The following is a 19,166-nucleotide window of genomic DNA, read 5'->3' as shown; positions in this document are numbered from 1 at the left end:
TTATTAACATATGTAATATATTTATAACTTTTGTAAAAAATTATCGACATATATTATGGATATATTGCATAGGGTTCAAAAAATTATTATGCGCATAATTAATATATGAAACCCATTTTAATAGTTAAAAATTTTAACTAGGAGGTATTAAAATGGTTGAATATATAATTGAGACAAAAGGACTTAAAAAAAGATTCAAAAAACAATTAGCAGTGAATTCCATAGACATGAAAATTGAAAAAGGAAAGATATATGGATTACTTGGAAAAAATGGTGCAGGAAAAACAACAACCATGTGTATGCTTTTAAATCTTTCAAAACCAACAGATGGGGAAATATTCTTCTTCGGCAAACATTACAAACAAAATTCCAAAGAAATCTATTCAAAAATAGGATCAATTATTGAAACTCCAGGATTCTACGAAAATCTCTCTGCATTTGACAACTTAAAAGTCTTTTCAAAGCTTAGAGGAAACTATAAAAAAGAAAATGTAGAAAGAGCATTGGAAATAGTTTCACTATCCGATGCTAAATATAAAAAATTCAAAAACTTTTCATTAGGTATGAAACAAAGGCTAGGAATTGCAGCTGCTATTATGCATAATCCCGAGATTTTAATTCTTGATGAACCTATTAACGGTTTAGATCCTATGGGAATTAAAGAAATAAGAAACCTTCTAAAAAAGTTATCTAAAAATTACGGAACTACAATACTCATTTCAAGTCATATCTTAAGTGAAATTGAAGCCATTGCAGATGTTATTTGCGTAATGGATAATGGATTAATAATTGAAGAAGTATCCATGGATCAATTGCATGAAAAACTAAATAAGCATGTTACTTTTGAAGTATCTGATGTTGATTTGGCCTGTAAAATATTAGAACAACTACAACTAACAAACAGAATTGACTTTAAAATCGATGCTGCAACAAACAGAATTCATTTACTCACCAAACTTAATATGAGATCTACTTTCAATGTATTATTCGTAAAGGCAGGAATTAAGGTAAATGAAATATCAATAGTTGAAGAAAGCTTAGAAGAGTATTTCACCAAATTAATCGAGAAGAAAGAATTATATGGTGAAATTTATGATTAATTTTGTTCTGATGGAATTCCTTAAACTAAAGAATTCCAAAGTATTCATATTGAGTTTATTAGGTTCACTAGCTCCTGCTTTACTTGTATATTTGGGACTTGCAGGAAGATTGGATTATGGTGAACCTATCAATTTTGCACTTTTGTCAGGTCAAACAAATTTATATATGCTGACCATGTTCGGGATTTTCTTAACAACAATCATTGTGGCTTATATTTTTAACAGGGAGTTAAACGAACATACTCTAAAGTCAATCATACCCATACCAATTTCAAGATCCAAATATATTATAGGTAAATCAATTACCTTTTTGATTTGGATTTTAATATTATGTTCCGTGTGCTTCTTCGCTTCTGTATTGCTCTCATATATTACTGGAGTAGAAGGAATGACTATGAATTTAATTCTAAAATATTACAGTGAACTACTCTTTGGATGCTTTTTGTTATTTTTAGTCATGACCCCTTTGATGTTTGTTTCAATGTTAATGAAAAATATGATTCCTGCAATGATTTCAGCTGCTATTTTAACATTTGGAAATATCTTTGCATATGGCCATGAACAAGCAATTTATTATCCTTGGATACTTCCATCAGTCATATCCTCCGGAGAAATAGTTAACTATACCTCCAACATGACTATTGCATATGCAGTTGTTTTAATAACATTCATTATAGGTTTGGGAGCATCCTATATCCATTTAACTAAAAAAGATATCAAATTATAGGTGATTTTAATGCTAAATTTTATTCAAACTGAATTTCTAAAATTAAAAAATTCAAGATTATTCTTTTTAAGCTTAATGACTGGATTATTCCCACCCATTTTAATCTGCATAAGCCTTTCAAATATGAAAGCAACATTTTTAGAAATGTTTATTTCGACTAATCTATTCATGACTGGATTGTTTGAGGTATTCATCTTATGTATCATCATTTCCTACTTAATTGGTAGAGAATATACAGAACACACATTAAAATTAGTCTTAACAAGCCCAATATCAAATTTTAAATATTTGCTTGGTAAATACATAGTGTTTATTATTTGGACAGCATTATTATCCATTGTTACATTTATAGGAACTATTCTATTAGGATTTATAGCTAATTGTACTGGATTAACATTGAATATGGCATTGCATTATCTTGGTGAACTGTTATTAGGTGGATTCTTACTCTCTTTAGCAATGACACCATTTATATTCTTATCAATGATCATGAAAAATATTGTTCCCTCAATGATTACTGGAGCTGTGCTAGTTCTTGTAAGTCTATTAAGCTACAGTTGTCCTTGGGGTCCATATATTCCTTGGATGGCTTCCTACATTATCAGCTCAAATACAATGGCAGAATATTCCTGTGGATTAATGCTACCATTATCAGCAATAGGAATTACATTCATATTTGGTATCATAATCTCTTATATATACTTCAAAGTTAAGGATGTTTCATTATAAACATCCTATTATTCCCTTTTAAAAAATCAGAAAAACGGAACAATTGAATAAACCGCTATTAAAACAACCACAGTTATAATTACAATGGCTCCCATAGGTGCCTTTTTCCAAGCAAGGCATGCTGCTACAACCGCTCCAATCAGACCAATATACCATAATTCATTGTCAACTGTCAATACACCAGGACATATTAATGCCGCAAGAGCAGTGTATGGAATCAAATCCAAAAATTTCTCAAATTTTGGTGAAAAATTAAGTTTATCCATGAATAGTGCTGGAATTAACCTTGGAATAAATGTCGCAAGAGTACATCCTATAATAACCAACATCATATAATCCATTAGGCATCACCTTGAACTAAATCTTCATCATCAACTATATACATTCCAATTGCTGCACCAACAAGTGTTGATACAATCAAAGACCAGTTTCCCAAGAACTGGCTTAAGATAATATTTAAAATAGCAGTTATTACAACCAAAAGTGCAATTTGCTTGCTTTTTTTAATAGCTGGAATCAATATTGCTACAAACAATGCATAAAGTGAAATGTTAAAGCTATTTGTAACTATTACAGGAAGCAAGTCCAATGCAATAACACCAATTATTGCCCCTAAAATCCAGCTTAGCCATGATATTATTGAAATTCCCAAATAGACCCAGATACTTGAATCTTCACTTAATGAAAACATTGCAAAAGATTCATCTACAGTGGTATGGGCCGCTAATATATTCAAAGGCAGATTGGAATCCTCAACTTGATTTAAAACGCAGGTAGACATTACAAAATATCTTAAGTTAACAACAAAATTAGTCAATACAATTGCCATTACACTAGCGCTAGTCAATACCATTGATGCTGCAATAAACTGACCTGCTCCAGCATACACTAAAACAGACATTGAAACTGTTTCCAATGGAGTCATACCTGCTTTAATTGCAATTGCAGCATATCCAATCCCCATAGGAACATATCCGAAAGTTATTGGAATACCCTTTTTAACACCATCAATAAACTTAGACCTTCTTGAAATAGTAACGACTCCAAAAATTAAAATAAGAAAAATAAGTTAACTGAGTAAATTACTAATTTGGTCAGTAGTGATAATACCTACAACTTTCATGTCCTCATCTACAACCGGAAGACATGAAATATCAAATTTACGCATTTTACGTGCAATTTCCTCAATTGCATCATCTGCATGACAATATTTGACATTCTTTGTCATGATATCTTTTAGACGATTTGAATTTGTAGCTATGGATTTAGATAAATCCCAACTTGTAACAATTCCAATAAGTTCACAATCATCATTGACAACAGGAATATGAGTTACATGCTTATCCAGCATTAATTTAGCTGCATCAACAATTTCAGCATTTTCTTTGATTGTAGCTATCTCTTCCATCATCAAATCATCAACAACATTTTCAGATAGGAAATTAGAGATAATATAATTAAGTTGACCTCTTTCAAGTAAAAATGCATCATGCCCATAGTTGGATTTTATTTCTGAAAATGATACATCAACATTATTAGCATTAAGAGCTGTTACAATTTCCATACTTTGCTCAGTTGGATATAACCAATCACTGTCAACTGAAATAACTTCTATTTTTGCTTCAACATCCTTAAGTCCATCAATTAATGAATCATTGACTGAAAGGTCAAATAAATCCACTGCTTTTGTAATGAATAAATAGCTATTAGCATCAAAACGTTTTACGAATGTTTCACCTTGATGCTTAAGATAACTTTCAACTTGGAAATCAACTGAAAAATCATAGCTAATTTCGTCTTTGTCCTGAAGACCACGTCCGAATTTAATATCCATTGATTCATCACTTAAATAAGTAATGTGGGCAATCATACGTGCAAGAGACAAACCATTACTTGGAATTTCACAGGTATCATAATAATTTCCATCATGCCAATTAGGATCTGAGAATATTGATTGACGACCTACTGCATTAAAAGCAATCTGCTGAGGTGAAGACATTCCTGCAGTTGCTATTGCTATTGCCTTTTTCATCATTTTAGGATAGCTTATCATCCATTCAAGAACCTGCATTCCCCCCATGGATCCGCCAATAACTGCAACTAATTGGGTAATTCCAAAAGAATCTATTAGTTCTTTTTGGACTTTAACCATATCGTTAATAGTAATCACAGGAAAATCAAGACCATATTCCTTACCCGTTTTAGGATTAATGGAACTTGGACCAGTAGTTCCTTTACAACCACCTAATACATTAGAACAGATTATAAAGTATTTTTCACTGTCTAATGCCTTTCCCGGACCAATTACCAGTTCCCACCAACCAGGTTTCCTATCTCCTTTATGCCATCCTGCAGCATGAGCATCACCGGTTAATGCATGGCAAACTAAAATAGCGTTAGATTTTTCTTTATTAAGTTCACCATAAGTTTCATAGGCCACAGTAACCTCTTCAAGAGTTTCTCCACTATCTAATATAATTGGATTGGGTATATCCAAATGTTTAGTTTCAACAATCCCCACAGATTCCTTATTCATTTAAAACACTTTAATATTTAACTTTTCAATTGCTACTTTTGCAGCTGCCTGTTCAGCTTCTTTTTTGTTTTTACCTTCTCCAACACCCATCTCTTTACCATCAATTAATATTGTTGTGACAAATGTTTTATCATGAGGCACACCATATTCATTTATAATTTTATATGAAACATCTAATTCTTTGGCATCACCATATTCTTTCATTGCAGATTTATAATCCGCAAAAAATATGGTGTTTGCATCAATGAATTTAAATATATAATTTGATACAAACTCTTTTACAAAATGCCAACCTTGATCTAAAAACATTGCTCCTAAAAATGATTCGAAAATATCTGCAGTTATGGACAATATCTCATTTTTACTTAAGTTTGATTCCTGAGCTGCAACATTTAGATATTTATCAAGCCCTAATTCATGGGAATAATGGATTAATGCAAATTGACAAACATAATTTGATCGCAATTTTGTTAATTTACCCTCGCCATAATGAGGATATTTTTTATATAAATACTCTGAAACAATTACACTTAAAACAGAGTCGCCCAAAAACTCTAATCTCTCATAATCATAATCTAAATCATGTTCAGTAGAATATGAACCATGTGTAAATGCCATATCATATAAAACTTTGTTATCCGTTTTAATACCAAATTTTTCATATAAATCCATAAGCATAGCCTAAATAAATTAATATTATAAAAATAATATGATTTTCTAATTATATATAACTAACCATTAACTCATTTGTTTTCAAATGCTCTCTCAATTTGTTTATATGTTCATAAAGACCAAAGTAAAAATAAAAAAGGATTTGGTAAACATGATTCTAAATTGGCAAGAAGAAATAACAAAAATTGACCCTGATATGAAATTTAGATCCGAAGGCGGATGGTTGAAAACCGTTGAAGAACTGGATAAAAGTGTTAAAAATGGATATTCCCTTGTAGGAGATTTTGTTAAAGCAGGAAACTTTGAAGAAGAGTATGATGAAGGAATATATCTTGACTGCAATAAAGAAAAGATAGGAAGAAAAACCCAGCAAGACTACAGACTATTCCGTTTTAGAGATGGTAAAGTAAGATTACTTGATATGGTAATCGATGGTGGAAGTAGCTGGGCAGTTGACTTATGGGATGCTGTTGAAGATGAACTTTAATCTTAAAATTCATCTTTTAATTTAAACCTTGAAAAACCTGTTTTTTGAATATCAACTCTCTCATCTAGACAGGTGGGTTCCTGTAATAGAATAATTTTATGGTCTAAATTTTGAGGGAAATTTTTCCCTTTACCATCTACTATTCCCCTAAAGCTTACATTAAACTCCCCTGTTTTTCCAATGTCCATACTTAATTTTTCAGAAGAAATCATACCATCAAAGAAATTTTCTAAGTCCATTATTTCAAATACTGGCCCTATATAACTTACAGCCATTAAACCATTTTTGTTTTCTCTGATTTTGACTCTTCTTTGATCTAATTTTATGGACTCATTTAACCTTTTGGAAGTTAATGTAATATAGTTGGAGAATTCTAAATCCAACATGATATCACCATTACAAATGACAGAATTCACAGCATGCACAAGTTGGTGCAAAATAGGAATCATCTGGCTCTACAATAGCTTTTTGAGCAAATAATGTTACATTGAATTTTGCATCGTATTCTTTACTAACCTCTTTAGTGATTGGAGATAAACCCCTATAATAAACCGGCCTATAACCAGTTTGTGAAATATCAAAGTAAAATTTTTCACCTGTGGCAAATTTACCAAAGTATTCCTCTAGTTTTAAAGCTTGCTTTGGGGCTAGTGAAAAAGTAAAAGCCATTGTATCATCACTTCTTTGTCTAATTCCTGCATTAAAAATATCAACAGCTAAAATATCTTCCCTACCTCTTACAAAAACAACACAGTTTTCTAATTCAACATCATTTTCTTGAGCTATATCTTTTAAATCAACCACAAAAAGACCCCCTAAAAAATTTAATTATGATAAATTTTATTATCATATCAATTGTTATATAAATTTATCTAATATCAATATTAATATTATTTCATATGGCATAAATAAAATATAATAATCTCAAAAAACAATAGAGAATTATAGAAAATAAAATAATGATTAGTATTTTGCCTGAGGTAAAAAAATGAGCAAAGAAGATATTAAAAAAAATGAAATTGTATTATATAAACGAGAAGAAGATTACATTCCCCGCATAGCCGCCATTCATGATTTATGTGGATACGGCAAATGTTCACTTGGAGTGGCTATTCCTGTACTTTCAGCAGCTGGCTGTGATGTTTGTCCAGTTCCAACATGTTTATTTTCAAATCATACTGCTTATCCTACTTGGTATATGCATGATACCACAGAAATCCTTAACGATTATTTGAATACCTGGAAAGAAATCAACATAGATATAGATGCGATTTATTCTGGATTTTTAGGATCAGATGAACAAGTCGAAGTAATTAAAAGCGTATATAAAACATACCCTAACGCTTTAAAAGTTGTAGATCCAGTTATGGCAGACCACGGAGAGGTATATTCAACTTATAATGATGATTTATGTCAAGCTATGGCAAATCTTGCATCTGAAGCAGACATACTTACTCCTAACCTTACAGAGGCAGCTATCATTTTAGGAGAACCTATCGGTGAAGAATGGGCTGGTGCAAATATTGATGATGAAGAAGCACACAGAATTTTGAATGCCCTTCTTGACCATGGAGCAAAATATGTTGTATTGAAAGGTATTCAACGTGATGACGGTGTTATCCGTAATTTTGTAGGTGGTAAAGATATGGATATTGTTGAATTATCCAATGAATTTTTACCTTATTTGTTACATGGTACTGGAGATTTATATGCAAGTGCACTCTTAGCAGCAGTTATGGTTGGTAAAAACCTTGCAGATGCTGTTGAATTTGCAGGAAATATCACTCATGATGCTATGATTGTTTCATCAAAACAACCAGACTTCCAGGAACGTGGGGTGAACTTTGAATCACTTCTTGGCCAAGTAACAAACTTGCTTATCTAATCTTTAATATACCATCACCATTTTGATTAACTTTAATTAAATCTTGCCTTTTTTTTAAAATAGCCCTATGCAAAATATCATTAACTTCAAAATTAAAATTTAAATCAAAAAAGTATCAAGGATGATTTTATGAAAAAAATGAAAGGTGTGCTACTTGAAGAATCTGCAATCAACAAAGGAGATATCTCCTGGGAAGAACTTTCCAAATATGTTGATTTGACTATTTATGACAATACAACCGAAGAAAACAAGATTGACCATATTGGCGATGCTGAAGTCATATTTGATAATAAGGTCATAATAGATGAAGAAGTATTTGACAAATGCCCTAATATCAAATATATTGGAGTATGTGCTACAGGATATAATGTTGTTGATTTAAATGCTGCAAGAAAAAGAAACATAACAGTAACTAATGTCCCAGCATATAGTACAAATAGTGTTGTTCAGCTTACATGGGCACTTATCCTAGAACAGACTTGTAATCTGGAGCTTCATAATCAAAGTGTGAAAAATGGAGACTGGGTAAATTCAGAAATATTTTGTTACTGGCTTAGTCCAATAACTGAACTTGCAGGCAAAACTTTAGGAATTATAGGTTATGGAAATATCGGCAGAAAAGTTGCCTCAATAGCTAAATACTTTGAAATGAATGTGATTGTAAATACACAACATCCTGAGAAATATGGTGAAGATGAAATTAATTTTGTAAATAAAGATAAAATCTTTACTGAATCAGACATTATTTCACTTCATTGTCCGCTAACAGATGAAACCAGTGAAATCATCAGAAAAGAAAACATTGACAAAATGAAAGATGGAGTTCGAATAGTTAATGTTTCAAGAGGTGGACTTGTAAATGAAAATGATTTAGCTAGTGCACTAAATAGTGGAAAGGTGTTATCTGCTGGAGTTGATGTTGTTAGCGTTGAACCAATGATGAAAGACAATCCCTTGCTTAATGCTAAAAATATAGTAATAACTCCTCACATTGGATGGGCAAGTGTTGATGCTAGAAAAAGACTTGTAAATGAGATTGTTGAAAATTATAAATCATTCATCAATAATGAAAAAAGAAATGTGGTTAATTAAAGCAGTTCTTATAAACTTTCAATGAATTTTAAAAATAGTTTATTCATGAGATAATATGCGTTTATTATCTCAAATAAATTAAAAATAGTACTACAGAAAGTAGTACCTAGATAAAAACCTTATACTAATCTTTGTCTAGTAGTAGGTTTTTTGTTTTGCCAGCTGTATCTTCTGAGTTTTTTGGATTTACCAAATCCACAAGAAGCACAGACTTTTTTACGTATGTGATAAGTGTTTCTACCACATCTTCTGCATCTGATATGGGTCTTTTTATTCTTTTTACCCATTGATGGAGTTCCCTTTGACATTGATACACCTCCCCTATTTTATCGTAAAATTATAATCTAGAAAGTATTGAATAATATTTATGGTGAAATATAAACAATATTGTCTCCTCTAATGAGCACAACACCGAGTCTTCTAGTAACTTCTCCGTCTTGTAACTCTTCTGCATCATTAAGAACTAAATTCATGTGTAAATCAAAGCTCTTAAGTATGCCTCTAAATTCACGATCTCCTTTGAGTTTTATTAAAACAGGAGCATCCACAGATTTCCCTAATGCGTCAAGTGGTCTTTGAACATTTTGTCCGCTCATTATATCACCTTATATTATTAACAAATTTTAGTTTTTTAATATGAATTGAGTATTCACTCATTATTAGACATAATATAATCAAGTTAAGATAAGACAAAACCTAATTAAAACTAATACTAATAATTATAGTTAATCTAGTATATAAATGTTACTTTATTTCAAGTAAAAAGATTAAAAAATGATACCTATACTTAATTATTAACTAAACTAATATTTAAATTATTTTTAGGCATTAATTAAAAATAACTCAACCATCACGAGACATATTACGAATTTTAATCCTGCTACAATATAATATCTATTCCTTTTCGAAAACAACAAAATCAAGTAATAAATAAATTTATTTATTTTGAACAATAAATATTATTTAACAAAAATATTAATGGGATTAATATGGTTATAAAAGTTAAAAAAAGAAATTTCTTGAAAAAAAAGAAAATTAAAGAAATAAAAGCAGAGTTGGGCGAATATGGAAATTTACTTCAAGGAAAGAAAAATGTTGAAATACTTGAAGCAGAACCTAATTCATTTATACTAGTTGATGGAGAGCCATATATCATATTAATTGACGAAAAACCATTTCCAACACTTAAAGCAGCACTTGCTAATGAGATTAATGGTAAAACTGTAACCGTAGACATGGGTGCTATTAGATTTGTAAGTAATGGTGCAGATATTATGAGTCCTGGAATTGTTGATGCCTCTGAAGGTGTTGAACCTGGAGACATTGTTTTAATTGTTGATGAAACACATGGAAAACCATTAGCTATTGGAATAAGTTTACTTTCCGGTGAAGAAATGGTTGAAAACGATTCCGGAAAAGCAGTTGAAACCAAACACTATGTTGGTGACGATATTTGGAACTTTGAATTATAACGTGATTAGTATGGTCGAATTAAGATACCAAGCAGGAAACATAAGAGACCCTGGAGTTCACAAAATTGGAATCATAGCACTTGGATCACACCTTGAAAACCATGGCCCTGCACTTCCAATTGATACCGATGCAAAAATTGGAGCACACATTGCATTTCAGTCCTCCCTCCTTACAGGAGCTAAATTTTTAGGAATAATATTACCAGCATATGAATTAGACACAATTGACCATGGAATACATGTTTCTCTTGAAACTTTAAAAGAAAATGTCATCAAAACACTTAATGATGCTAAAAAATTCCTGAATATAGAAAAAGTAGTAATTGTCAATGCCCATGGTGGAAATATTCCCTTAATGGCAGAGTTATGGGACATTGAGGATAAAACCGACTTATCTATTCTATTTAATAATAATGTAATTTCCTCTGAAGGCCCACATGGAGGAAGTGGAGAGCTTTCAATGGCAAAAGTCTTGGGCATAATTAATGAGGAAGAAGTAATAAATCAAGCAAACATCGATGAATATGAAGAAGTCGGTCTATATGGATTCAAACAAGCACGTCAAGATGATCCAAACATTGAAGAATGTGCACGTGATGTTGAAGAAAATGGTGTTTATGCCGATGAAGAGTACGGAGAAATGCTCTTTAATTTAGCTATTAACTCCGTAATCCTAGACATTGAAAAGTTATTAGATTCTTAAACTATTCTCCTTGAGAATCTTTACCAGATTCACTAGGTTCATTGGAACCTGGTTGTTTCCCACCAGAATCATGTTGAGTATTATCATTATTAGAATTTGATGATTCTGAATTATCATGATTAGATGAATGTGAATTATCCACCGTAGTTTCTACATTGGACTCTTGATATGAACTATCAGAACCTGATGAACTATAATCATCATAATCTGAAGAACCATAACTTTCTCCAGTATCTCCAGTGCCATCAGTAATTGCTGAAAGATTATCCAATACTCCTCCAGATTCATTTCCATTAGGTAAAATTGATATTTCACCAGTCATGGATGCGCAAACACAAGCTAGGCAAAAAGCTATAATAGCTACTATAAATATTACTAAAAAAATTGCAGATCTACTACTAGACAATAATCTCGCCCCATAAAATTCTATTAACAATAATATGTTTAATATAATATAAAAAGATATTGATACAATGAAAACAATTAAAAAAGCAATACAAATTGAAATTAATGTCAAAAAGTCCCAATTTATCTGTTCATTAGTTCCAACTAGGACAAAAGCTGAATCAAAAGCCACAATTCAGAAATTCAACGAGCAATATCATGATGCAACCCACAATTGTACAGCTTATATTGTAAGTGATGGAGAAGGCTTCGACGATGATGGTGAGCCTGGCGGAACTGCAGGAAAACCAATGATTAATGTTTTGAGAAAAAACGAGCTTCACAATGTTACAGCAGTTGTTACAAGATACTTTGGTGGAATCAAACTTGGAGCTGGAGGGCTTGTAAGAGCATATTCAAAATCAGTAATGGAAGCCATTGGTGAAGCAGAAATACTTGAAATTGAAGAGTATGATGTTTATAACATTAGCTTTGAATACTCAGACATAAAAACAGCAGATAGTGAAGTTAGAAATAATAATCTTGAAGTCATAAACAAAGAATACACAGATAAAGTTAGCTATGACATTGTATCAAAAGACAACAGAGATATTTTAAAGATATTTGAGAAATACTCTGGAAAAATAAACACTGAATTTAAAAACCGTCAGTTTTTAGAAAAATAAAAAAAAGAAAAGAACTTATTGTTCTTCAAAATTTGATGCAGGTACACCACATACTGGGCATATGTAATCTTCTGGTAATTCATCTTCTTCTAAAACGAATCCACAAACTTTACAAACAAAAGCCATCTATAACACCTACTCCACTTTTTCAAACATATCTTTTGATGCGCCACACATAGGACATTTATAGTCATCTGGGAGCTCTTCAAATTCATCAGTTACATATCCACATAATTTACATTTAAATTTTGCCATATTAACAATCTCCAAATATTTATTATAGTATTTATTTAATATTTTAATCAATAAACTATATAAAATTAATCTATATTTTTTCAAACATTGCTTTTGACATTTTGCATTTAGGACATTTAAACGAGGAAGGTAAATCCTCAAACTTAGTTCCCGCAGGAATATTCAACCCTTCTTCAATATTGTCATCATCAAAAATATAACCACAAATTTTACATTTATATTTTGCCATAAAAAAATCTCCATTTAATCAAAATCTATTTGGAACCTTTAAATGATCAGGAAGCGGTTTGATACGTGCAGGTGTTCCAATAGCCAAATAAAATGGTGGAACAGAATGTATTACAATAGCTCCAGCAGCAACAATAGATCCTTCCCCTACTTCTACATTTGATAAGAACGTTGTATTGCCTCCAATTGAAGCTCCACGTCTTATCTTAGGTCCCTGAAGTTCATAGTTAATACGAACAGGATATTTATCGTTTGTAAAACAAGCACATGGACCGATAAATACATTATCTTCAATTACAGAATTAGTCGGAATATACACATTAGACTGAATACTAACATCATTTCCGATGATTACATCTCCCTCAATAACAGTATTAGTCCCAATCAAAACATCATCTCCGATATTGGTATTTTCACGAATGACAACATTATGACCAGTCCTGAAATTATCCCCAATTACAACATCATTGTAAATGATTGAATTTGACCGGATTGTATAATTTCTACCAATTACAGGAGGTTTTGAGTTTGCAGCATATTCAACACCAAATTGAATGTTTTGATTCTTTAAAAAATCTAATTCCGGCTTTGAATAATCTGGTTTGATAGATTCCCTTTCAATTACCTGTTTTTCATAGATAACTTCATCTCTTTGATGTCGTGAGCGAAAGTCATCCTCATATAAATTAGGCCTTTGAGCAGGATGATGACTGTAAACTTTGTAATCATCTGCATTATATGGTTGTCCTTCAGATACATAATAAGGATTCTCCTTAACTTGTTCATAAGGTTTTTCTTTACCCTTTGACTGCTTATCATCAAGACTTTGTGAAAATCGAACCATATTATCAGACCCAAATTTAATTAAATTTAATTCATAAGTATCTTAAGATATGTTTTTAATTAATATATATATTAAATGGTTAATATCTGAGCAAATTTTCTATAACTCTTTTTATACAAAAATATCACTTTGGAATAATTGTCAGTTAAAAATCCAATAGCCATTATAGAAAAGAATAAAATCAAGAAAATTCATAATATAAAATGGTGATATAAAATGGGATTATTAGATAATTTAATGGGAAATGCCGAAATTGACACCGATCCATCAATGGTTGAAGAATTTTTATTCCAAGATGAAGAAGTAATTCAAACATATAAATTTTATAGGGACTCAATTGTACTTACAACACACGGGATTTATGTAATTGATGTACAGGGCCTCTCCGGAAAGAAAATAGAAACAAAATTTATACCAAAAACATCAATAAAATGGATATCCTTTGAAACAGCAGGAACTTTTGATATAGATGTAGATATTAAAATTGGTGTTGAAAACAATATCGGTTTTACAGCAGAAGGCATGCCTTACAATGCACCAGTATCATTTAAAGTAAAAGCAGATCAAAAAGATGAAGCAAAAGAAGTTATTAAACTTGTTAAAAAATATTACTTATTTTAAAAAAAAATAGAAAAAATTAATTTTCTATTTTTCTAATTTTTTTATGGTCTAAGAGCTCCTCCACCTTGAAGAGCAATAGTTTCTCCACTCATATAACTTGCGTCATCAGAAACTAAAAAGACACAGACACGACCAATATCTTTTTCAGCATCACCAAAACGTTTCATTGGAATAGCTTGAATTGTTTGGTCATATAATTCAGGATAGTCTTCTTTCCATTGTTCAAGTTGAGGAGTCATAACTAAAGGACAAACAACATTAATATTAATACCATGTTCACCCCATTCGTTAGCAGCTACTCTTGAAAGACCTCTAATTCCTTCTTTAGAAGCAGCATATGAAGATTGACCAGGTCTACCATTTAAACCAGCACCAGATGCAAAGTTAACAATACTACCTTGTGTCTCTTTTAAATATGGGAATGCTTCTCTCATAAAGAAGAAAGTACCATATAATCCAGTGTTAATAGCTAATGCAAAATCATCAGCACTATGTTCTTCTAATTTTAAACCAGATTTAGATGCTTGTGCATTATTAATTAAAGCATTTAAGTGTCCAAATTTATCGATAGTAGCTTCAATAGCATGTTTTACTTCACTTTCAACACCACCATCAGCAACTACATCTAAAACTTCAACATCATATTTGTCTTCAAGTTCTTTTTTAGCATTTTCCAAGGTTGATTTTGTTCTTCCGGTTATTACAATATTATAACCTTCTTTTGCAAATGCAGTTGCAATTCCAAAACCAATTCCTTTTCCTCCACCAGTAATTAGAACAACTTTTTTTGAATCCATATTTATCACCTTCTATTTAAGTATTATATCTTAACCTTTATAAATGAACCTAATTAATCATGAAAATTAAATTCATTTTTTACATCTAATTACATAGTAAAAAATAAAAAATTCTGCATATTTTTAGCAATATATTCTTGAAATACTTCTAAAAAATAAACATTTTTTAATTTTTAATTTTAAACTCATGAATCCCCTTTTTTATATTAAATATAAACATGAATTTAATAAGGTCGTACCTAAATTATATTGCTAATTTATATAACAAATAATAGTAAAAAAATTGATTTTAATCTTGACTCTATAACACGTAAACAATGATTAAGATTTTAAAATACAATAAATAAAATAAAAAAAATCCTTAAAAATGAAGTTGACTCACTTAAAAACAACATTTCAAAAAGGATTAGTCAAACTGAACTAAATTTAATCCTAAATGAAAATAACCGCTAATGTAACAGCATCTTTAACCATATTGTCTATTAAACAGTATTCATTAGGTTGATGAGCTATATTATCCAAAGTGCTCCATACAGCACAGTCAATTCCAATTCTTCTTAAATCACCAGCGACAGTTCCTCCACCAATACCAATACATTGTGTATCCTGATTATGAGCTTTTTTAATAGCTGATGATAATATTTCGACTATTTTGGAATCTTTTGATGTTTGCTGACTTTCAGATTCTTGCAATGAGGTGTAGCTTATTTTAACTCCATACTTGTCTTCCACTATTTTACATTGTTTATTTACTTCGGCATATACATCCTCTATTGTGTAAGTTGGAATTATTCTACAATCCACATAGAAAATATCTTCACCAGGAATTATATTAACACCTTCAACATTACTTTCATGTTTGGTTGGTTGGAATGTTGAGTAATCAGGAGAGAATAATGAGTCAGTTTTATTAAACTTATTTTCAAAATCATTAATTCTTAAAGCTAAATCACAGCTTGCTAAATATGTATTATTTCCAGTATCTGGTCTTGATCCATGAGCTTGTTTACCTAAAACATGGAAACGGAGCCATAAAATGTTCTTCTCAGCTATTTCAATATTAACTCCATTTTTATCACCACCATCAGGAATAATTACATAATCCTCCTTGTTGAATAAATCAGTGTTTTCAATTAACCAATTAACACCATATGTACTACCGTTTTCCTCATCTGCTACAAAAAGGAGTTTTATTGTATATCTGGGAGTGATATTGTTCTCTACAAAATAAAGTGCCGCAAAAACTGCTGAGGTAAGTCCCTGTTGATTATCTTCACATCCTCTTCCAAAAAGCTTTGAACCCTTTTTAACGCACTGCCAAGGATTGGTATTCCATGCTGAAAGGTCTCCTGGAGGTACTACATCAAGGTGTGCCATAATCCAAATAGCTTGCTTCTCCAAACCCTGAACGGTCACTACAATACTCGGACGAACTCCTGACGTTACTCTTTTATCTGGGGCATTATAAACATCGATATTGTCAAATCCCCTCTTTATAAGCCAATCTTTAAGTGCATTGGCTTTTTTGAGTTCCCCATCACCATTATTTTCAGGAGCCAATGCAGGGATTGAGGTTAGTAACTCCTGCAGTTCAATCATTCCGTCTGCATTATCATCCATAAAACGTTTAATTCCAGCTATTGTTTCCATAATTCTATTATAAAATAGCTAATATTAAAATATAACTAAAAAAAAATAATTTTCTAAAGGGTTGAATATATTTATTCCTCTTCAATCCATTCTTTTACTTTTGAAATATCTCCCATTATTCTCATACCTTTTTTAAAGTTGAGTTCCGGGTATGCATCTTCCAAATCTTTTACACATTTATCAATTCCTGATCCACCTGAAGTACAGAATGCTTTAATAGTTTTTCCAGTTAAATCAACACTTTCAATGAATGTGTTAATTATTGTAGGTGCAGTTACCACCATACTGGAAAACCAATAACAATAGTATCATATTCACTCACATCACAAGCGCTTTTAATTGGTGGTCTAAATTCCTTATCGTTCATCTCAATAGTTGAGCGGGATTCTTTGTTTGTCCAATCTAAGTCTTCTGGAGTGTAAATCTCTTCAGGTACAATTTCAAAAATATCATAATTATTCTCGTTTGCTATAGCTTCTGCAACATTTTTTGTTACTCCGCTAGCTGAAAAATAAGCTATTAAAGTTTTCCTTTTATCACCATTTAAAGTATTATATGAAATAATAAATAAATAGTTACCGAAATATGATTTTATATTTATTAAAAAGAGTTAAGATGGTTTTATAATAAAAAAAGTTTTAGGCTAGGAATAACCTAAAACATTATAAATAATTTTATTTTCTACGTGTTATTGGGCAAACCAAACTAAATAAAGCTAAAACTAATAGAACTAATGGATTACCAGTCCTGATGTTAGTAGAAGCTAAAGTATCTGTATTTAAATCTGAATATTCATCATTATATTCAACAATGGAATCATTATTATCATTATTAGATTCATTGTTAGGAATATCAGTTGAATTATCTTCATTAGCAATTACTTTAAATGTTGTATTTGCAAATGATGGATTAAAGTCGATATTTCCTGCAAAATTACCTTCAACACTATAAGTGTCTTTTGATAAACCTGGAATAACAATAGAGCCAATACCATTGACTATTTCAACATTATATTTTTTACCATTGACAGTAATGGTTACTGTTCCTGTAAGGCCAGTTCCATTTTTGTCTTTTAAAATGATATTTATTGTTGCATTTTCTCCATAAGTAATATCATCAGAAGAGATTATCAATTGTGTGTCTTCTTTCATTCTTAATGTTGCAGTTTTAATATCAGTTAAATTTTCTTTAATCCCCATGTTGGTTATATTAACTACTCTGTTTCCACTAGATTCTATACTAAATGGTGCGTAGTATGTACCATTATATAAAGAGTCAGCAGGATAGTTAGTTCCATTAACAACAAATTCTAGATTGTATCCGTATACTAGTTGTCCGTCGATAATTACAACAGCAGTTAAATTAAGATTATCTCCTAAAGCAATACCAATTGTTTCATTGTTCATGATTACAACGGTAGTGTTTGAGTTTATAATAGTTTTGTTTACAAATATTGGAGCATGGGATCCAATGATTTTATAACTATTATTTTCGATTTTAACATCTGCGTTTTCGCCTTCAAAACGGAATACTGAACCATTTACAGCGATATTATCATTAAACACTGAATTATTTATATCTACTGTTACATTGTCTAATGCAGTTACTGCACCACCTGATTTAGCAGAATTATTACTAAATTTAGAATTTGTAATATCTAATTTTCCATTTGTTCCTATTGCCCCTCCACTTTCAGCATTATTGGATTTGAATGTGGAGTTGATTATTGTAGCGTTACTTTCTACATAGTTTGAAACAGCACCACCATAATTGGTAGCATTATTGTGCTCAAATGTTGAATTGATAACAACTAGATTTCCACCATTACGTATAGCGCCGCCTCTATCTCCAGCACTATTGCCTATAAATATTGAATCATATACATCTGTTGTACTATCTGTGAAACTGGATACTGCTCCACCATATTCTACAGCACGATTATCTTCAAATGTAGATTCATATATGCCTAAGTGACCACCATTGTTACGAATAGCTCCTCCTCTACTGGAAGCACTATTGTTTTTGAATGTGGAATTAGTAATAGTGGAATTTGCACTATTTTGATTTGAGATTGCTCCCCCGTAATCCGCTTTATTATTTATGAAATTTGAATCAGAAACATTTAATGCTCCTTCAGTATATAATGCTCCTCCTCTTTCACCAGCAGTGTTATTATTGAAATTAGATTCAATAACGGTAGTTTCTGCACCAGCAAAACTTGAGACCGCACCACCATATTCTGCTACAGCACGGTTATTCTCAAATGTAGATCCATTTATAGTTAAGTATCCAGCATTA

General features: G+C 31.1%; 25 protein-coding genes and 2 pseudogenes. 10 read left to right on the top strand and 17 right to left on the bottom strand.

What is annotated here, in order from left to right; genetic code table 11:
• Positions 1 to 152 precede the first annotated feature (152 nt).
• From ACR0P1_RS05275 to ACR0P1_RS05265, 3 genes are read left to right on the top strand one after another with little or no spacing between them, the layout of a single operon-like run.
• Entirely contained in the window at positions 153 to 1,100 is a 948-nt protein-coding gene (locus ACR0P1_RS05275; protein WP_432645365.1) for an ABC transporter ATP-binding protein, read from the top strand.
• Positions 1,093 to 1,827: an ABC transporter permease gene (locus tag ACR0P1_RS05270; protein WP_432645364.1), complete on the top strand. Its 735-nt coding sequence runs from the start codon at positions 1,093 to 1,095 to the stop codon at positions 1,825 to 1,827. Before ACR0P1_RS05275 ends, ACR0P1_RS05270 begins: the two co-directional genes overlap by 8 nt.
• Before the next feature lie 9 nt (positions 1,828 to 1,836).
• Positions 1,837 to 2,556 carry an ABC transporter permease gene (locus ACR0P1_RS05265; protein ID WP_432645363.1) on the top strand — a complete coding sequence of 240 codons (720 nt, stop codon included), beginning with the start codon at positions 1,837 to 1,839 and terminating at the stop codon, positions 2,554 to 2,556.
• 26 nt (positions 2,557 to 2,582) lie between these two features.
• Here ACR0P1_RS05265 and ACR0P1_RS05260 read toward each other — a convergent pair whose 3' ends face one another.
• The 4 genes from ACR0P1_RS05260 to rnc all read right to left on the bottom strand — a co-directional run bounded on the left by ACR0P1_RS05260 (position 2,583) and on the right by rnc (position 5,764).
• Positions 2,583 to 2,897: an AzlD domain-containing protein gene (locus ACR0P1_RS05260; RefSeq protein WP_432645362.1), complete on the bottom strand. Its 315-nt coding sequence runs from the start codon at positions 2,895 to 2,897 to the stop codon at positions 2,583 to 2,585.
• Entirely contained in the window at positions 2,897 to 3,541 is a 645-nt protein-coding gene (locus ACR0P1_RS05255; protein ID WP_432645367.1) for an AzlC family ABC transporter permease, read from the bottom strand. Before ACR0P1_RS05255 ends, ACR0P1_RS05260 begins: the two co-directional genes overlap by 1 nt.
• An 84-nt stretch (positions 3,542 to 3,625) precedes the next feature.
• Complete coding sequence (metX, locus tag ACR0P1_RS05250; RefSeq protein ID WP_432645361.1) at positions 3,626 to 5,092, bottom strand: homoserine O-acetyltransferase MetX; 1,467 nt, start codon at positions 5,090 to 5,092, stop codon at positions 3,626 to 3,628.
• Positions 5,093 to 5,764, bottom strand: coding sequence for a ribonuclease III (gene rnc / locus ACR0P1_RS05245; RefSeq protein ID WP_432645360.1), 672 nt, complete (start codon positions 5,762 to 5,764; stop codon positions 5,093 to 5,095). It abuts the gene before it with no gap.
• A gap of 151 nt (positions 5,765 to 5,915) precedes the next feature.
• On the opposite strand from rnc, the gene ACR0P1_RS05240 reads away from it, so the two are divergent.
• Positions 5,916 to 6,251, top strand: coding sequence for a hypothetical protein (locus ACR0P1_RS05240; protein WP_432645359.1), 336 nt, complete (start codon positions 5,916 to 5,918; stop codon positions 6,249 to 6,251).
• A 2-nt stretch (positions 6,252 to 6,253) separates the two neighbouring features.
• On the opposite strand, the gene ACR0P1_RS05235 is transcribed toward ACR0P1_RS05240, so the two are convergent.
• Together ACR0P1_RS05235 and ACR0P1_RS05230 are read right to left on the bottom strand one after the other, a co-directional pair.
• Entirely contained in the window at positions 6,254 to 6,637 is a 384-nt protein-coding gene (locus ACR0P1_RS05235; RefSeq protein WP_432645358.1) for a hypothetical protein, read from the bottom strand.
• A 10-nt stretch (positions 6,638 to 6,647) separates the two neighbouring features.
• Positions 6,648 to 7,055, bottom strand: a complete 408-nt coding sequence (locus tag ACR0P1_RS05230) for a hypothetical protein (RefSeq protein WP_432645357.1) — start codon at positions 7,053 to 7,055, stop codon at positions 6,648 to 6,650.
• 184 nt (positions 7,056 to 7,239) lie between these two features.
• Between ACR0P1_RS05230 and ACR0P1_RS05225 the strand changes: the two genes are divergently transcribed.
• Both ACR0P1_RS05225 and ACR0P1_RS05220 read left to right on the top strand, forming a co-directional pair.
• Positions 7,240 to 8,136: a bifunctional hydroxymethylpyrimidine kinase/phosphomethylpyrimidine kinase gene (locus ACR0P1_RS05225; protein WP_432645356.1), complete on the top strand. Its 897-nt coding sequence runs from the start codon at positions 7,240 to 7,242 to the stop codon at positions 8,134 to 8,136.
• Between the two features lie 129 nt (positions 8,137 to 8,265).
• Complete coding sequence (locus ACR0P1_RS05220) at positions 8,266 to 9,228, top strand: D-2-hydroxyacid dehydrogenase (RefSeq protein ID WP_432645355.1); 963 nt, start codon at positions 8,266 to 8,268, stop codon at positions 9,226 to 9,228.
• Positions 9,229 to 9,347: 119 nt separating this feature from the next.
• Here the strand turns inward: ACR0P1_RS05220 and ACR0P1_RS05215 are convergent, their stop codons facing one another.
• Both ACR0P1_RS05215 and ACR0P1_RS05210 read right to left on the bottom strand, forming a co-directional pair.
• Entirely contained in the window at positions 9,348 to 9,536 is a 189-nt protein-coding gene (locus tag ACR0P1_RS05215; protein WP_067042784.1) for a 50S ribosomal protein L37e, read from the bottom strand.
• 57 nt (positions 9,537 to 9,593) lie between these two features.
• Positions 9,594 to 9,824, bottom strand: coding sequence for an LSm family protein (locus tag ACR0P1_RS05210; RefSeq protein WP_067042787.1), 231 nt, complete (start codon positions 9,822 to 9,824; stop codon positions 9,594 to 9,596).
• A 393-nt stretch (positions 9,825 to 10,217) separates the two neighbouring features.
• Between ACR0P1_RS05210 and ACR0P1_RS05205 the strand changes: the two genes are divergently transcribed.
• Together ACR0P1_RS05205 and arfB are read left to right on the top strand one after the other, a co-directional pair.
• Positions 10,218 to 10,700 carry an RNA-binding protein gene (locus tag ACR0P1_RS05205; RefSeq protein WP_432645354.1) on the top strand — a complete coding sequence of 161 codons (483 nt, stop codon included), beginning with the start codon at positions 10,218 to 10,220 and terminating at the stop codon, positions 10,698 to 10,700.
• 10 nt (positions 10,701 to 10,710) lie between these two features.
• Positions 10,711 to 11,403, top strand: a complete 693-nt coding sequence (gene arfB / locus ACR0P1_RS05200; protein WP_432645353.1) for a 2-amino-5-formylamino-6-ribosylaminopyrimidin-4(3H)-one 5'-monophosphate deformylase — start codon at positions 10,711 to 10,713, stop codon at positions 11,401 to 11,403.
• A gap of 1 nt (position 11,404) precedes the next feature.
• Here the strand turns inward: arfB and ACR0P1_RS05195 are convergent, their stop codons facing one another.
• Complete coding sequence (locus tag ACR0P1_RS05195; RefSeq protein WP_432645352.1) at positions 11,405 to 11,809, bottom strand: hypothetical protein; 405 nt, start codon at positions 11,807 to 11,809, stop codon at positions 11,405 to 11,407.
• A gap of 67 nt (positions 11,810 to 11,876) precedes the next feature.
• Between ACR0P1_RS05195 and ACR0P1_RS05190 the strand changes: the two genes are divergently transcribed.
• A complete protein-coding gene (locus ACR0P1_RS05190) occupies positions 11,877 to 12,473 on the top strand; it encodes a YigZ family protein (RefSeq protein WP_432645351.1) in 597 nt (198 codons plus the stop codon).
• Positions 12,474 to 12,488: 15 nt separating this feature from the next.
• On the opposite strand, the gene ACR0P1_RS05185 is transcribed toward ACR0P1_RS05190, so the two are convergent.
• The 4 genes from ACR0P1_RS05185 to ACR0P1_RS05170 form a co-directional block, all read right to left on the bottom strand.
• On the bottom strand, positions 12,489 to 12,599 hold the full coding sequence (locus ACR0P1_RS05185; protein ID WP_432645350.1) for a rubredoxin-like domain-containing protein: 111 nt from the start codon (positions 12,597 to 12,599) through the stop codon (positions 12,489 to 12,491).
• Between the two features lie 9 nt (positions 12,600 to 12,608).
• Positions 12,609 to 12,728 (bottom strand): rubredoxin, encoded by a 120-nt coding sequence (locus ACR0P1_RS05180; RefSeq protein WP_432645349.1) that lies wholly within the window; start codon positions 12,726 to 12,728, stop codon positions 12,609 to 12,611.
• A 70-nt stretch (positions 12,729 to 12,798) separates the two neighbouring features.
• Positions 12,799 to 12,957, bottom strand: coding sequence for a rubredoxin (locus ACR0P1_RS05175; protein ID WP_432645348.1), 159 nt, complete (start codon positions 12,955 to 12,957; stop codon positions 12,799 to 12,801).
• Between the two features lie 18 nt (positions 12,958 to 12,975).
• Positions 12,976 to 13,563 (bottom strand): acyltransferase, encoded by a 588-nt coding sequence (locus tag ACR0P1_RS05170; RefSeq protein ID WP_432645366.1) that lies wholly within the window; start codon positions 13,561 to 13,563, stop codon positions 12,976 to 12,978.
• Positions 13,564 to 14,016: 453 nt separating this feature from the next.
• Here ACR0P1_RS05170 and ACR0P1_RS05165 point away from each other — a divergent pair, with 453 nt between their 5' ends.
• Positions 14,017 to 14,421, top strand: coding sequence for a PH domain-containing protein (locus ACR0P1_RS05165; protein ID WP_432645347.1), 405 nt, complete (start codon positions 14,017 to 14,019; stop codon positions 14,419 to 14,421).
• A gap of 41 nt (positions 14,422 to 14,462) precedes the next feature.
• Here the strand turns inward: ACR0P1_RS05165 and ACR0P1_RS05160 are convergent, their stop codons facing one another.
• The 4 genes and pseudogenes from ACR0P1_RS05160 to ACR0P1_RS05145 form a co-directional block, all read right to left on the bottom strand.
• The gene (locus ACR0P1_RS05160) at positions 14,463 to 15,218 is read right to left on the bottom strand and encodes an SDR family NAD(P)-dependent oxidoreductase (RefSeq protein WP_432645346.1); all 756 of its coding nucleotides are present in this window, start codon (positions 15,216 to 15,218) and stop codon (positions 14,463 to 14,465) included.
• Between the two features lie 432 nt (positions 15,219 to 15,650).
• Positions 15,651 to 16,868 carry a M20 family metallo-hydrolase gene (locus ACR0P1_RS05155; RefSeq protein ID WP_432645345.1) on the bottom strand — a complete coding sequence of 406 codons (1,218 nt, stop codon included), beginning with the start codon at positions 16,866 to 16,868 and terminating at the stop codon, positions 15,651 to 15,653.
• A 71-nt stretch (positions 16,869 to 16,939) separates the two neighbouring features.
• A pseudogene (locus tag ACR0P1_RS05150) lies at positions 16,940 to 17,340 on the bottom strand (flavodoxin).
• 202 nt (positions 17,341 to 17,542) lie between these two features.
• Positions 17,543 to 19,166: pseudogene (locus ACR0P1_RS05145) on the bottom strand (hypothetical protein); the annotation flags it as partial.

Source organism: Methanobrevibacter sp. (assembly GCF_050872065.1).
GTDB lineage: Archaea > Methanobacteriota > Methanobacteria > Methanobacteriales > Methanobacteriaceae > Methanocatella.
The sequence above is the reverse complement of the archived record's forward strand: the minus strand, read 5'-3'. Positions and strand labels throughout refer to the sequence as shown.